Below are 13,743 nucleotides of genomic sequence, written 5' to 3'. Positions count from 1 at the left end.
GCACGGCGCGCCCCGGCGGCCTCTCGGGCCCGCCGGGGCGGCCGTGCGTCCGGGGCGGCCGTGCGGCCGTGGCCGGGGCTCAGTCCTGGTCGGTGTGTTCCTTCAGGATCTTGTTGTCCTTGGCGTCGACGTCGACGGTGGTCTTCTTCCAGTCGGTGGTCGAGACGACTTCCACCTTCCAGACGCCCTTGCCCTGGTCGGTGTTGTCCAGTTCCAGGGCCGCGACGTCGCCCTTCTTCTTCGCCAGCGCGGTCTTGGCGGCCATCGGCGCGGTGACCGTGGCGTCCCGCAGCCGCTTGGCGAGCGCCTTGCGGTCCTCGGACTTCTGCTGCTCGGCGACGGGCTTGCCCGCCTTCCCGGTGACCCCGTCGACGCGGACGGTGTGGGCGGTGCCGTCGTCAGCCGCCATGAGCGTCTCCCACACGGGTTTGCCGCCGTCACCGCCCTTCAGCTCGGTGGAGACGGGCTTGGTGTGCGGCACGGCGCCCGCCGCTGCGGTCAGGACGTGCTCGTAGTCGGTCTTGTTCTTCGCGAACAGTTCCTTGCGTTCGCGCTGGTCCTCGGTGAGGTTCCCGCTCGGCGAGGAGGTCGGGGTCGCCGGGGAGGTGACCTCCGCCGGGGAGCCGACCCCGGGGCCGTCCGGCGCACCGCTCGCGCTCTTGTCCGTGCCGCCGCCGCAGCCCGCGAGGAGCGCACCGGCGGCGGCGACGGCGCACACCGTTCCGAGCGCGCGGGGCCCCGGGGAACGCCGTCGGCCACGGACCACCAGATCCTTACGCTTTGTGTCCATAAGGGCACTTTATGTGGGCCCCGCATTGATCACATCTCCGGAAAGGCAACACTTCTCGGTGTGACCTTCACCGCTCCGGGCGCGGGGGGTGTGCAGCGTGGTTACCCGTAAGTAGCATGTCGGTGTGATGCGTCCCCCGGGGCGCCCCGCAGCAGTGCCATACCGCACCTGGAGGAGAGCCAACGTGCCTCGTACCGCTAGGGATGTCGTCTTCGTCGATGGCGTCCGCACCCCGTTCGGCAAGGCGGGCCCGAAGGGCATCTACCACGAGACCCGCGCCGACGACCTGGTCGTCAAGTGCATCCGGGAGCTGCTGCGCCGCAACCCGGACCTGGACCCCGCGAAGATCGACGAGGTCGCGCTCGCGGCGACCACGCAGATCGGTGACCAGGGCCTGACCCTGGGCCGCACCGCCGGCATCCTGGCGGGCCTGCCCCAGTCGGTGCCCGGCTTCTCCATCGACCGTATGTGCGCCGGTGCGATGACCGCCGTCACCAGCGTCGCCGGTGGCGTCTCCTTCGGTGCGTACGACATCGCCGTGGCCGGTGGCGTCGAGCACATGGGGCGCCACCCCATGGGCGAAGGCGTCGACCCCAACCCGCGGTTCGTCAGCGAGAAGCTGGTCGACCAGTCGGCGCTGTTCATGGGCATGACGGCGGAGAACCTCCACGACCGCCTGCCGCACCTGACCAAGGAGCGCGCCGACGCCTACGCCGTCCGCAGCCAGGAGAAGGCCGCGAAGGCGTACGCCAACGGCCAGATCCAGGCCGACCTGGTGCCGGTCTCGGTGCGCCGCACCAACGCCGAGGCGGGAGAGACCGGTTGGGGCCTGGCCACCGCCGACGAGCCGATGCGGCCGGGCACCACGCTGGAGAACCTCGCCGGGCTGAAGACGCCGTTCCGTCCGCACGGCCGGGTGACCGCGGGCAACGCCGCCGGTCTCAACGACGGCGCGACCGCCTCGCTGATCGCCGCCGAGGACGTGGCGCGCGAGCTGGGCCTGCCCGTCAAGATGCGCCTCGTGGACTTCGCCTTCGCGGGCGTCGAGCCGGAGGTCATGGGCATCGGCCCGGTCCCGGCGACGGAGAAGGCGCTGGCCAAGGCCGGTCTGACCATCGACGACATCGGCCTGTTCGAGATCAACGAGGCGTTCGCCGTCCAGGTGCTCTCGCTGCTCGACCACTACGGCATCGCCGACGACGACCCGCGGGTCAACCAGTACGGCGGCGCCATCGCGTTCGGCCACCCGCTGGCCTCCTCCGGTGTCCGGCTGATGACGCAGCTGGCCCGGCAGTTCGAGGAGCAGCCGCACGTCCGCTACGGCATCACCACCATGTGCGTCGGCTTCGGCATGGGCGGTACCGTGATCTGGGAGAATCCGCACTTCGAGGGGAACAAGTGACTACTACCGCTGAGCTGTTGAAGGGTGCGGCCGAGCTGTTCCCCGACGAGGTCGTGACGCAGGCGCACGTGCGCCACCTCGACCTGCCCAAGGGCGCGGGCCGCTTCGCGCTCATCACGCTGGACAACGGCCTGGACCACACCAAGCCGACGACCTTCGGCCCGCAGTCGCTGGCCCACCTCAACACCGCGATCGACCAGGTGGAGAAGGAGGCGGCGGACGGCGCGATCGTCGGCGTCGGCATCACCGGCAAGCCGTTCATCTTCGCCGTCGGCGCCGACCTCAAGGGCGTCGAGCTGCTGAAGCGTCATGAGGACGCGCTGGCTATCGGCAAGGGCGGCCACGACGTCTTCAAGCGGCTGTCGGGCCTGGCCGTGCCGACGTTCGCGTACTACAACGGCGCGGCGATGGGCGGTGGCGTCGAGGTCGGGCTGCACTGCTCGTACCGCACCGTCTCGAAGGCGGTTCCGGCGTTCTCGCTGCCCGAGGTCTTCCTCGGTCTCGTACCGGGCTGGGGCGGCTGTGTGCTGCTGCCCAACCTGATCGGCGCGGACCGCGCGGTGAGCGTGATCATCGAGAACTCGCTCAACCAGAACAAGCAGCTCAAGGGTCAGCAGGTCTTCGACCTGGGTATCGCCGACGCGCTGTTCGAGGGCGCGGACTTCCTGGAGCAGTCGCTGATCTGGACCGCTTCGGTGCTGACCGGCGAGACCGAGGTGGCCCGCCCCGAGCTGGACCGCGGCGCCGCCTGGGACGAGGCCGTCGCCCGCGGCAGGGCGATCGCCGACGGCAAGGTGCACGGCGCCGCGCCGGCCGCCTACCGCGCCCTCGACATCATCGCCGCCGCGAAGAACGCGGGCTCCGCCCGCCAGGGCTTCGACACCGAAACACTGTTCGATCTCGAAAACGTGGCCCTCGCCGACCTCATCATGGGCGGCGAACTGCGCTCCGGGCTCTACGCGTTCAACCTCGTGCAGAAGCGCGCCAAGCGGCCGGCCGGCGCGCCGGACAAGAAGCTGGCCCGTCCGGTCACCAAGGTCGGTGTCGTCGGCGCCGGTCTGATGGCCTCGCAGCTGGCGCTGCTCTTCGCGCGCCGCCTGGAGGTCCCGGTCGTCCTCACCGACATCGACCAGGCGCGGATCGACAAGGGCGTGGCGTACGTCCACGGCGAGATCGACAAGCTGCTGCTCAAGGGCCGGGTCAACCAGGACAAGGCCAACCGCCTCAGGGGCCTGGTGACCGGTCACCTCGACAAGGCCGCCGCCTTCGGCGACGCGGACTTCGTCATCGAGGCCGTCTTCGAGGAGATGGGCGTCAAGCAGCAGGTGTTCGCCGAGGTCGAGGCCGTCGTTCCGGCGCACGCGATCCTGGCGACCAACACCTCCTCGCTGTCGGTCACCGAGATGGCGTCGAAGCTGAAGAACCCCGAGCGGGTCGTGGGCTTCCACTTCTTCAACCCGGTCGCGATCCTGCCGCTGCTGGAGATCGTCCGCGCCGAGCGGACCGACGACGCGTCGCTGGCCACCGCCTTCGCCGTCGCCAAGTCGCTGAAGAAGACCGCGGTGCTGGTGAAGGACGCCCCGGCGTTCGTCGTCAACCGCATCCTGACCCGCTTCATGGGCGAGATCCAGAACGTCATCGACGAGGGCACCTCCGTCGAGACCGCCGAGAAGGCCGTCGAGCCGCTGGGCCTGCCGATGTCGCCGCTGGTCCTGCTGGAGCTGGTCGGCCCGGCGATCGGCCTGCACGTCTCCGAGACGCTGCACGGCGCGTTCCCCGAGCGGTTCACCGTCTCGCCGAACCTCAAGGCCGTCGTCGAGGCGGGCAAGCGCGGCTTCTACGTCTACGACTCCGGCAAGCCGGAGCTGGACCCGGAGGTCGCCGCGCTGCTGAAGCAGGGCGACACCGCGCTGACCGAGGAGCAGGTCCGCGACCGCGTGCTGGACGCCGTGGCGCAGGAGATCGGTCTGATGCTGGACGAGGGCGTCGTCGCCGAGGCGCAGGACATCGACCTGTGCCTGATCACCGGCGCGGGCTGGCCCTTCCACCTGGGCGGCATCACGCCGTACCTGGACCGCGCGGGCGTCTCCGAGCGGGTGACGGGCAAGAAGTTCCTGGCCCCGGGCCTGGCGAGCGTGCCCGCGTAAGGCACCCGGGACCGCAGCGGCGCGGGTCGGCTCGGCGGAGCCGGCCCGCGCCGCCGTGCTGCCGCCGTGCCGGCGCGTGGCAGGGTGGGGCCATGGATTCCTTGGTCATCGTCGACGGGGCGAACGTCGTCGGCTCGGTACCGGACGGCTGGTGGCGCGACCGGCACGGTGCCGCGGAGCGGCTGCGCGACGGCCTGGCCGGGTGCGCCGCCGCGGGCCTGCCCGGGTACGCCGAACCGCCGGTGGAGCTGGTCCTGGTGGTCGAGGGCGCGGCCCGCGCGGTGGCGTCCGTGGCCGGGGTGCGGGTGGTCTCCGCGCCCGGCAGCGGCGACGACCGGATGGTGGAGCTGGTGGCGGCCGAGGGCGCCGGGCGGGACTGTCTGGTGGTGACCGCCGACCGCGGGCTGCGGGCCCGCGTCGAGGCGCTGGGCGCACGGGTGGCGGGACCGCGCGCGGTCCGCGAGGCCCGTGGCGGCGGCCGTCCGGGAGGGGCCGGAGGCTGAGGCCCGGCCCCGCCGCCGGTATGCCGGGCGGGTTGAGCCTCAGCCGCCGCCCGCCGCGCCCTTCTCGGCCGCCCGGCGGCCCTCCAGACGGCTGTGCGTACGGCCGTAGGCGGCGTAGACGATGACGCCGATCACCATCCAGGCGGCGAAGCGGAGCCAGGTCTCGGCGGGCAGGTTGAGCATCAGCCAGAGCGAGGCGAGCACCGACAAGGCGGGGATCAGCGGGACCAGCGGGGTGCGGAAGCCCCGGGGCAGGTCGGGGCGGGAGCGGCGGAGCAGGACGACGCCCAGGGCCACGACGACGAAGGCGAAGAGCGTGCCGATGTTGACGAGTTCGGCGAGTTCGTTGATCGAGGTGAACCCGGCGACGACGGCGACGACCGTGCCCAGCAGCAGCGTGGAGCGGTAGGGCGTGCCGAACGTGGGATGCACCCGGGAGAAGAACCGCGGCAGCAGCCCGTCACGGCTCATCGCGAAGAACACCCGGCTCTGGCCCAGCAGCAGGATCATGCAGACGGAGGTGAGGCCGACCGCCGCGCCGAAGCTGATGATCCCGGCGTAGACGGGGTGGCCGACCGCCTTGAACGCGTCGGCGAGCGGGGCGTCGGTCGACAGGTCGGTGTACTTCTCCATGCCGGTGACCACGATCGACACCGCGACGTAGAGGAAGGTGCAGATGGCGAGGGAGCCGAGGATGCCGCGGGGGACGTCGCGCTGCGGGTTGCGGGTCTCCTCGGCGGCGGTGGCGACGATGTCGAAGCCGATGAAGGCGAAGAAGACGACGGCGGCGGCGGCGAAGATGCCCATCACACCGAAGTTGGACGGGGTGAACCCGAAGAGGAGCTGGGAGAGCGGGGCGGCCCAGCCGCTCTCCCCCTCGTGCGGCCGGCTCGGCGGCAGGAACGGCCGGTAGTTCTCGCCGCTGATGAAGAACGCCCCGGCGATGACGACGAGCAGCACCACCGTCACCTTGACGGCGACGATCACGTTCGTCACCCGGGACGACAGCTTCATACCGAGCACCAGGACGCCGGTCAGCACCAGGACCAGCAAACAGGCCAGGAGGTCGAAGCCGAACATGCCGCCCTGGGTGCCGGAGAGCGCGGCGGGCAGGTGCCAGCCCGCGGAGTCCAGCAGCGAGCGGATGTACCCGGACCAGCCGACGGCGACCACGGCGCAGCCCAGCGCCAGCTCCAGGACCAGGTCCCAGCCGATGATCCAGGCGGGGAACTCGCCGAGCGAGGCGTAGGAGAAGGTGTACGCGGACCCGGCCACGGGGACGGTGGCGGCGAACTCCGCGTAACACAGCGCCGCGAGGGCGCAGACGACGCCGGCGAGGACGAAGGAGAGGGCGACGGCCGGGCCCGCCTGTTCCTTGGCGATCTTGCCGGTGAGGACGAAGATGCCGGTGCCGATGACGACGCCGACACCGAAGACGGTCAGGTCCAGCGCCGACAGGGACTTCTTGAGGGCGTGCTCCGGCTCCTCGGTGTCCTGGATGGACTGCTCGACGCTCTTGGTGCGGAACACCCCGCGGTCGCGGCGTGACCGCGCGCCTGGGCCCTGCTGTGTGCTCATGGGGAACCTCCGCCTGACGACCCTCGCCTGAACTGGCAGATTCTCTGCAATACAGACAATTCGTCAGGGCGGCGGGCCCCGGGCACCGGCGATTCACCCCTATGGAGCGCGGCGGCGGGCGAACGGATGGGCCGGTCGGCGCACCCTGAAGGTGTCCGACCGGCCCGTTCCGTACGAGGGCGTCAGTCGCCCGCGACCTCCGCCGGGCGGGGCGCGCCCGCGGCGGTGGCGGACGCGCCTTCGAAGCGGCCGTCGAGCTTGGCCACCAGACCGGTGACCTGCCGGGCGATGTCCGGTGCGGTCAGCCCGATCTCCGCCATGACCTCCTTGCGGGAGGCGTGGTCGAGGAAACGCTCGGGGATACCGAAGTCGCGCAGCGGGAGGTCCACACCCGCGTCCCGCAGCGCCTGCGCGACGGCCGCGCCGACGCCGCCGGTGCGGATGTTGTCCTCGACGGTGACGACGACACGGTGCTCGGCGGCGAGGCCGGGCAGCGCCGGGTCGACCGGCTTGACCCAGCGCGGGTCGACGACGGTGGAGGAGATGCCCTGCTTGTCGAGGAGGGCGGCGACCTCCAGACACATCGGGGCGAGCGCGCCGACCGAGACCAGCAGCACATCGGGGCGCCCGGCGACCGCCACCGGGGCGCGCAGCACGTCCATCCCGCCGACCGTGCCGACCGCCTCGACGGCCGGGCCGACCGCGCCCTTGGAGTAGCGCACCACCGTCGGCGCGTCGTCCACCTCGACGGCCTCCCGCAGCTGCGCGCGGACCTGGTCGGCGTCGCGCGGCGCGGCGATCCGCAGCCCGGGGACGATCTGGAGCAGCGACATGTCCCACATGCCGTTGTGGGAGGCGCCGTCGGTGCCGGTCACACCGGAGCGGTCGAGGACGAAGGTCACCCCGCACCTGTGCAGCGCGACGTCCATCAGCACCTGGTCGAAGGCTCGGTTGAGGAAGGTGGCGTACAGCGCGAAGACCGGATGCAGACCGCCGGTGGCCAGGCCCGCCGCGGAGACCGCGCCGTGCTGCTCGGCGATGCCGACGTCGTAGATCCGGTCGGGGAAGGCGGCGGCGAACTTCTTCAGGCCGACGGGCTGGAGCATCGCGGCGGTGATCGCGACGATGTCCGCGCGCTCGTGGCCGAGCTTGACCATCTCCTCGCCGAAGACGGAGGTCCAGTCGGCGCCGGACGCGGCGACCGGCAGGCCGGTGTCCGGGTGGATGACGCCGATGCCGTGGAAGCGGTCCGCCTCGTCCTGCTCGGCGGGCTTGTAGCCGCGGCCCTTCTCGGTGAGGCAGTGGACGATGACGGGGCCGCCGAAGCGCTTGGCGCGCGTCAGCGCCGACTCCAGCGCCTCGATGTCGTGGCCGTCGATCGGGCCGACGTACTTCAGGCCCAGGTCCTCGAACATGCCCTGCGGGGCGATGAAGTCCTTCAGGCCCTTCTTGGCGCCGTGCAGCGTCTCGTAGAGCGGCTTGCCGACGACGGGGGTGCGCTCCAGGAGGTCCTTGCCGCGGGCGAGGAACTTCTCGTAGCCGTCGGTGGTGCGCAGTGTGGCGAGGTGGTCGGCGAGGCCGCCGATGGTCGGCGCGTAGGAGCGCTCGTTGTCGTTGACGACGATGACCAGCGGGCGGTCCTTGGCGACGGCGATGTTGTTGAGCGCCTCCCAGGCCATGCCGCCGGTCAGCGCGCCGTCACCGATCACCGCGACGACGTGGTCGTCCTTGCCGCGGACCTGGTTGGCCTTGGCGAGGCCGTCGGCCCAGCCCAGGACCGTCGAGGCGTGGCTGTTCTCGATGACGTCGTGCTCGGACTCGGCGCGCGAGGGGTAGCCGGACAGGCCGCCCTTGGCGCGCAGCCGGCCGAAGTCCTGGCGGCCGGTGAGCAGCTTGTGGACGTAGGACTGGTGACCGGTGTCGAAGAGGACACGGTCCTTCGGGGAGTCGAAGACCCGGTGCAGCGCGATGGTCAGCTCGACCACACCGAGGTTGGGGCCGAGGTGACCGCCGGTCCGGGCGACCGCGTCGACGAGGAAGGTACGGATCTCCCCGGCGAGCTGTCCGAGCTGTTGCGGGGTGAGCCGGTCCAGGTCGCGTGGTCCTTCGATACGGGTCAGCAACTCCCGTCCGTCTCCGGCCACCGCCCCGGCCTGGCGCGCTTCGCGCGGCACCTTCTGCACTGTGCCTCCCTGCTTGTCGTGCTTCGAAACTGGTCGAGGTTGCTGATCAGCCGAGTCTAATGTTCCGGTGCCCGCCGCGACCTCCGGGCCCGGCGATGTATGTCACTCGGGTGACCGCCCGGATCCGGCCGCCCCCGGCACACGCGGCGGCCCCCACCGGAAGATGCCTGGTGGGGGCCGCCGCGGGCGGTACGGGCCGGGGCTCAGGTGCGTCCGGCGGTCTTCTGGGTGCGGCGGGAGAGGGAGTCGATGACGACCGCCGCGAGCAGCACCGCACCGGTGATCATGTACTGGATCTCACTCGCCATGCCGAGGAGGTTCAGCCCCTGCTGAATCGACTGGATCACGAGCATGCCCAGCAGCGCGGACCAGATCTTGCCGCGGCCGCCGAAGAGGCTGGTGCCGCCGATGACCGCCGCGGCGATCACGTTCATCAGGGTGTTCCCGGCGCCGAGGTTCTTCGTGGCGCCGCCGGAGAGGCTGGCGATGAAGAGACCGCCGAAGGCCGCCAGCATGCCGGAGACGGCGAAGACCGTGATCCGGACCCGATTGACGTCGATACCGGCGCGGCGGGCCGCCTCCGCGTTGCCGCCGACCGCGAAGATCTGCCGCCCGTAGGACGTACGGCGCACCACGAAGTCGGCGAGGACGAGGACGGCGAGGAAGAGCACCAGGGCCAGCGGCAGTCCGCGGGCGCCGGCCGGTTCGTTCAGGACGTAGGCGACGGCGAAGGCGAGGAGCGCGACGACCGCGGTGCGCAGCACGATCTCGCTCACCGGGCGGGACGGCAGCGCCGCGGCCCGGCGGCGGCGGGCCTCCCGCAGCAGCGATCCGGCGTACGCGAGGACGGCGACGAGGGCGAGCCCGTAGGCGGCGGCCTTGTCCTCGAAGTAGTAGCCGGTCAGGTTCTCCACCACGCTGCCGGAGGGCGTGTTGATGGAGCCCTCCTTGCCCATCAGCCAGATCTGCAGTCCGCTCCAGCCGAGGAAACCGGCGAGGGTGACGACGAACGCCGGGACGCCGACCTTGGCGAAGAAGAAGCCGTGCAGCGTGCCGATGGCCGCGCCCGCCACGACGGCGAGGAGGACGGCGAGCCAGTCGCTGACGCCGTGGGTGACGCTGAGCACCGCCCAGACCGCGGCGCCGACGCCCGCGACCGAGCCGACCGAGAGGTCGATCTCGCCGAGCAGCAGCACGAAGACGATGCCGACGGCCATGATGCCGAGGCCGGAGGTGTAGACGCCGATGTTGGCGAGGCTGTCGGCGGAGAGGAAGGCGCTGTTCTGCAGCTGGAAGACGACGGCGATGACGAGCAGCCCGACGACGACCGGCAGCGAGCCCAGCTCACCGCCGCGCACCCGGCGCCGGAACTCGCCGAGATATCCGGCGAAGCCCTGCTCACGGACGACGAGGCGCGGGTCGACGGCGGCCGGTGCGGCGTTCTCCGGCGCGGCGGGCTCCGCGGTCTTCCTGGTGAGGTCACTCATCGCGCCTCCTCCTTCCTGCCCTGCTCGGTGCGGGCCCGGCGGCGGGTGACGGCGTTGTCCGAGGCGCCGGTGATGGCCGCGATGATCTCTTCGTGGGAGGTGGTGGCGACGTCGAAGACGCCGTTGTTGCGGCCGAGGCGGAGCACCGCGACCCGGTCGGCGACGGCCTGCACATCGGCCATGTTGTGGCTGATGAGGATGGTGCCGAGGTTCCGCTCCCGCAGCCGCTCCACGAGGTCGAGGACCTGCGCGGTCTGCTCCACGCCGAGCGCGGCGGTCGGCTCGTCGAGAATGACGACCTTCGGCTCGCCGATCAGCGCGCGGGCGATGGCGACGACCTGCCGCTGCCCGCCGGAGAGCGCCGCGACCGGGATACGGACGCTGGGGATACGGATGGACAGGGTGTCCAGCAGTTCCTTGGCCCGCTTCTCCATCGCGATCTCGTCGAGGACGCCCGCGCCGCGCAGCTCGTTGCCGAGGTAGAGATTGGCGACGACGTCGAGGTTGTCGCAGAGCGCGAGGTCCTGGTAGACGGTGGCGACGCCCAGTTCCTGGGCGTCGTGCGGTTTGGTGATGCGGACCGGCGCGCCCTCCCACTCGATGGCGCCGTCGTCGACCGGGTGCACACCCGAGATCGTCTTGACGAGGGTGGACTTACCGGCGCCGTTGTCGCCGACGAGGGCGACCACCTCACCGGGGTGGATCTCCAGCGTGACATCGGTGAGCGCCTGGACGGCGCCGAACCGCTTGGAGACCTTGCGCAACGCCAGCACGGGCGGAGCGGACACGGACATCATCTCCTTCGCCGCCTTCACAGGGGCGGGACGGTGGTGCGGGGGCACCGGGTTCTGCCAGGGGGGTGGGGGGTGCCGGGACCGGCCCGACGCGGAGCGCCGCGCGGGCGGAGGCGCGTACGACGGCGGCAGGGACCGGCGCGCGGGCCGGTGCGATGCGGGCCGTGCGGGGCCCGGGACCGGCGTACGGATCCGGGTCGGCGTACGGCGCGCCCGGGACAGGCCCGGGTCCGGCGTCCGGCCCGGGACCGGCGTCCGGCCCGGGTCCGGCGCGGCGGACCGGCCGGCCGGGAGCCCGGCCCGGAGAACGGCTGCGGCGGCCGCTGCCGCCTCCCGCGCGCCCTGGGCGGAGCCGGGCGGACTACTTGATACCGGCCTTCTCGCACGCCGCCTTCACATCGGCGGTGCAGAGCTGGCTCGCCTTGTAGACCTTGTCCTTGATGATCGTGTCCTTGACGTTGTCCTTGGTCACGACCTGCGCGTCGTAGAGCTTCGCCGGGATGCCCTTGACGTCGCCGCTGAGGCTGTCGACCTTGGTGGGCGCCAGGGCGTCGATCTTCTCGCCCTTGAGGAGCTTGACCGCGATCTCGGCGGTGGCGTCCGCCTGCGGCTTGATCTGCTTGTAGATGGTGAACGCCTGGTCGCCCTTGAGGACGCGCTGGAGGCCCGCCAGCTCGGAGTCCTGGCCGCCGACCGGGACCGTGACGCCCTGCTGCTTGAGGGCGGTGATCACGCCGCCCGCCTCGCCGTCGTTGGCGGCGTAGACGCCCTGGAAGCCGTCCTTGCCGAGCGAGTCGATGGCCGCGCTCATCTTCTTGTTGGCCTCGTCCGAGGACCAGTCGGGGATGTCCTGCTCGTAGACGATCTTCTTGACCCGCTTGTCGAGGACGGTGTGCGCGCCCTTCTTGAAGAACGGCGCGTTGGGGTCGGTCGGCGAGCCGTTGATCATCACGACGTTGCTGTTCTTCGCGTCCGGGCCGAGCGCCTTGACCAGCGCCTCGCCCTGGAGGCGGCCGATCTTCTCGTTGTCGTAGGAGACGTACGCGGAGATCTCACCCTCGGCCAGCCGGTCGTACGCGACGACCTTGACGCCCTTCTTGGCCGCCTGGTTGACCCAGGACTTGGTGGCCTTGTAGTCGACCGGGTCCAGGATGATCACCTTGACGCCCTGCGTGATCAGCGCGTCGAACTGCTTCTTCTGGGTCTCGGTCTCCTGCGCCGCGTTGTTGTACTTGACCTCGCAGTCGGCGCACAGCTCCTTGATCTTCGCCTCCATGAGCGGACGGTCGAAGGTCTCGTAGCGGGTGGTCTTGTTCTCCGGCAGCAGCAGGCCGATGGTCTTGCCGTCCCCGCCCGCGGCCTTGTCGCCGTCGCCCGCCTTGCCGCAGGCGGCGACCGAGAGGGCCATCGAAACGGCGGCCGTGGCTATGACGGCGCGACGCGTCCAGACATTCATGTGAGCTTGCCTCCCTGACGAGGCCGCGTCCTTGCGGCCGAGGTGGCTGGAAGTCAACTCGGCCGCCAGCGGGCCGTCAAGGAGTAAATTCTTAACGAGATGACAACGGTGCCATGCGTTAGGTGCCTGAAGTCAGTAACCGGTCAACTGCCGTGTCCGCACCGGCCGGACACCGGCGACCGTTCACCCGGACACGGCGCCGTGCCCGGCCGGCGCACCGTCGAGCAGGGTGGCGTCGCCCATCTCGCTGAGCACCAGCGCGAGCGCCCCGAGCACCTCGGCCCGGCCGCCCAGCGTGCCGGGCACCACGCCCAACTGCCGTGCCGCGCTGGGGATCGCGTACCGCGACACCGACTCGCGGATCGGCCCGAGCACCAGCTCCCCCGCCTCCGCGAGATCGCCGCCGAGCACCACCCGGCTGGGGTTGAGCAGATTGCAGAGGTTGGCGACGCCGCTGCCGACGTGGCGGCCCACGTCCGCGATGACCCGGCGGCACCCGGGGTCGCCGTCGCGGGCCAGCTCCACCACGCGCGCCATCGTCAGGTCCGGACCGTGGCTCGGCCGGAGCAGCGGCAGGACGTAGCGGGCGGCGGTGAACGTCTCCAGACAGCCGCGGTTGCCGCAGCGGCAGACCGGCCCGGACTCGTCCAGCGTGATGTGGCCGATCTCGCCCGCCGTACCGCCCGGCCCGCGGTAGATCCGTCCGCCGATGACCAGCCCGGCGCCGACGCCGCTGGCCACCTTGATGTACGCGAGGTCGGCGGCGCCACGGCCGGCGCCCCACACCAGCTCCCCCAGGGCGCCGAGGTTGGCGTCGTTGTCGACATGGACGGGGACGCCGAGGCGCCCGGACAGCTCCGCGCCCGGATTGGTGCCGCTCCAGCCCGGCAGGATCGCGGTGGAGCCGAGGGTGCCCGATTCGACATCGATGGGGCCCGGCACGCCGAGCCCGACGCCGATGATCTTGCCGGGGGCGATGCCGGTCGCTTCGACGAGCCGGGCGACCAGCCGCTCGGCGCGGTCCAGCCCCTCGGCGGCGGAGGCGTCCACGTCGATCGGCTCGGCGTCCTCGGCGAGCACCTGGTGCGCGAGGTTGCCGACGGCGACCCGCAGATGGGAGTGGCCGAAATCGACGCCTACGACGATCCCGGCGTCACCGGAGAGGGACACGCTCCGGGCGCGGCGCCCCCCGGCGGAGGTGGGCGTCACCTCGACGGTGCCGCCGTCCTTCAACTCACGAACGATGTTCGAGACGGTTGCCGCCGAGAGCCCCGTACCCCGGGCGATCTCCGCCTGGGTGAGCGAGCCCGCCATGCGCACCGCCCGCACGACCCGCTCCAGATTGGCTCGGTGCAGCGAGGACTGCGACCCCGGAGTCTCCATCGGCTCATCCACTCCCGCCT

Annotated in this window: 10 protein-coding genes; 3 read left to right on the top strand and 7 right to left on the bottom strand. The window is 71.4% G+C overall.

Annotated elements, in window-relative coordinates; genetic code table 11:
- Positions 1-79: 79 nt before the first annotated feature.
- Positions 80-790 (bottom strand): PepSY domain-containing protein, encoded by a 711-nt coding sequence (locus ACZ4M8_RS26525; RefSeq protein WP_467611456.1) that lies wholly within the window; start codon positions 788-790, stop codon positions 80-82.
- Positions 791-974: 184 nt separating this feature from the next.
- On the opposite strand from ACZ4M8_RS26525, the gene ACZ4M8_RS26520 reads away from it, so the two are divergent.
- The 3 genes from ACZ4M8_RS26520 (at position 975) to ACZ4M8_RS26510 (ending at position 4,842) form a co-directional block, all read left to right on the top strand.
- Positions 975-2,192: a thiolase family protein gene (locus ACZ4M8_RS26520; RefSeq protein ID WP_467611454.1), complete on the top strand. Its 1,218-nt coding sequence runs from the start codon at positions 975-977 to the stop codon at positions 2,190-2,192.
- On the top strand, positions 2,189-4,339 hold the full coding sequence (locus tag ACZ4M8_RS26515; protein WP_467611452.1) for a 3-hydroxyacyl-CoA dehydrogenase NAD-binding domain-containing protein: 2,151 nt from the start codon (positions 2,189-2,191) through the stop codon (positions 4,337-4,339). The genes ACZ4M8_RS26520 and ACZ4M8_RS26515 overlap by 4 nt, the downstream gene beginning before the upstream one ends.
- A 92-nt stretch (positions 4,340-4,431) precedes the next feature.
- The gene (locus tag ACZ4M8_RS26510) at positions 4,432-4,842 is read left to right on the top strand and encodes an NTP pyrophosphohydrolase (RefSeq protein ID WP_467611450.1); all 411 of its coding nucleotides are present in this window, start codon (positions 4,432-4,434) and stop codon (positions 4,840-4,842) included.
- 39 nt (positions 4,843-4,881) lie between these two features.
- Here ACZ4M8_RS26510 and ACZ4M8_RS26505 read toward each other — a convergent pair whose 3' ends face one another.
- The 6 genes from ACZ4M8_RS26505 to ACZ4M8_RS26480 form a co-directional block, all read right to left on the bottom strand.
- A complete protein-coding gene (locus ACZ4M8_RS26505; protein WP_467611448.1) occupies positions 4,882-6,420 on the bottom strand; it encodes an amino acid permease in 1,539 nt (512 codons plus the stop codon).
- Between the two features lie 182 nt (positions 6,421-6,602).
- Positions 6,603-8,603: a 1-deoxy-D-xylulose-5-phosphate synthase gene (gene dxs / locus ACZ4M8_RS26500; protein WP_467611446.1), complete on the bottom strand. Its 2,001-nt coding sequence runs from the start codon at positions 8,601-8,603 to the stop codon at positions 6,603-6,605.
- A 203-nt stretch (positions 8,604-8,806) separates the two neighbouring features.
- Positions 8,807-10,090: a sugar ABC transporter permease gene (locus tag ACZ4M8_RS26495; RefSeq protein ID WP_467611444.1), complete on the bottom strand. Its 1,284-nt coding sequence runs from the start codon at positions 10,088-10,090 to the stop codon at positions 8,807-8,809.
- Complete coding sequence (locus ACZ4M8_RS26490; protein ID WP_450958357.1) at positions 10,087-10,887, bottom strand: ATP-binding cassette domain-containing protein; 801 nt, start codon at positions 10,885-10,887, stop codon at positions 10,087-10,089. Before ACZ4M8_RS26490 ends, ACZ4M8_RS26495 begins: the two co-directional genes overlap by 4 nt.
- Positions 10,888-11,245: 358 nt before the next feature.
- Positions 11,246-12,340, bottom strand: coding sequence for a sugar ABC transporter substrate-binding protein (locus ACZ4M8_RS26485; protein WP_467611442.1), 1,095 nt, complete (start codon positions 12,338-12,340; stop codon positions 11,246-11,248).
- Between the two features lie 183 nt (positions 12,341-12,523).
- Positions 12,524-13,723, bottom strand: a complete 1,200-nt coding sequence (locus tag ACZ4M8_RS26480; RefSeq protein ID WP_467611440.1) for an ROK family transcriptional regulator — start codon at positions 13,721-13,723, stop codon at positions 12,524-12,526.
- Positions 13,724-13,743 lie beyond the last annotated feature (20 nt).

The sequence above is a fragment of the Streptomyces sp. NPDC027185 genome, assembly GCF_055567035.1.
This window is presented reverse-complemented; position numbering and strand designations above follow the sequence as displayed.

Excerpts from the sequence above, each read along its gene's own strand:
- ACZ4M8_RS26525 (WP_467611456.1), bottom strand. The coding sequence starts at position 790 with ATGGACACAAAGCGTAAGGATCTGGTGGTCCGTGGCCGACGGCGTTCC.
- ACZ4M8_RS26510 (WP_467611450.1), top strand. The coding sequence starts at position 4,432 with ATGGATTCCTTGGTCATCGTCGACGGGGCGAACGTCGTCGGCTCGGTA.
- ACZ4M8_RS26505 (WP_467611448.1), bottom strand. The coding sequence starts at position 6,420 with ATGAGCACACAGCAGGGCCCAGGCGCGCGGTCACGCCGCGACCGCGGG.
- ACZ4M8_RS26495 (WP_467611444.1), bottom strand. The coding sequence starts at position 10,090 with ATGAGTGACCTCACCAGGAAGACCGCGGAGCCCGCCGCGCCGGAGAAC.
- ACZ4M8_RS26490 (WP_450958357.1), bottom strand. The coding sequence starts at position 10,887 with ATGATGTCCGTGTCCGCTCCGCCCGTGCTGGCGTTGCGCAAGGTCTCC.
- ACZ4M8_RS26485 (WP_467611442.1), bottom strand. The coding sequence starts at position 12,340 with ATGAATGTCTGGACGCGTCGCGCCGTCATAGCCACGGCCGCCGTTTCG.
- ACZ4M8_RS26480 (WP_467611440.1), bottom strand. The coding sequence starts at position 13,723 with ATGGAGACTCCGGGGTCGCAGTCCTCGCTGCACCGAGCCAATCTGGAG.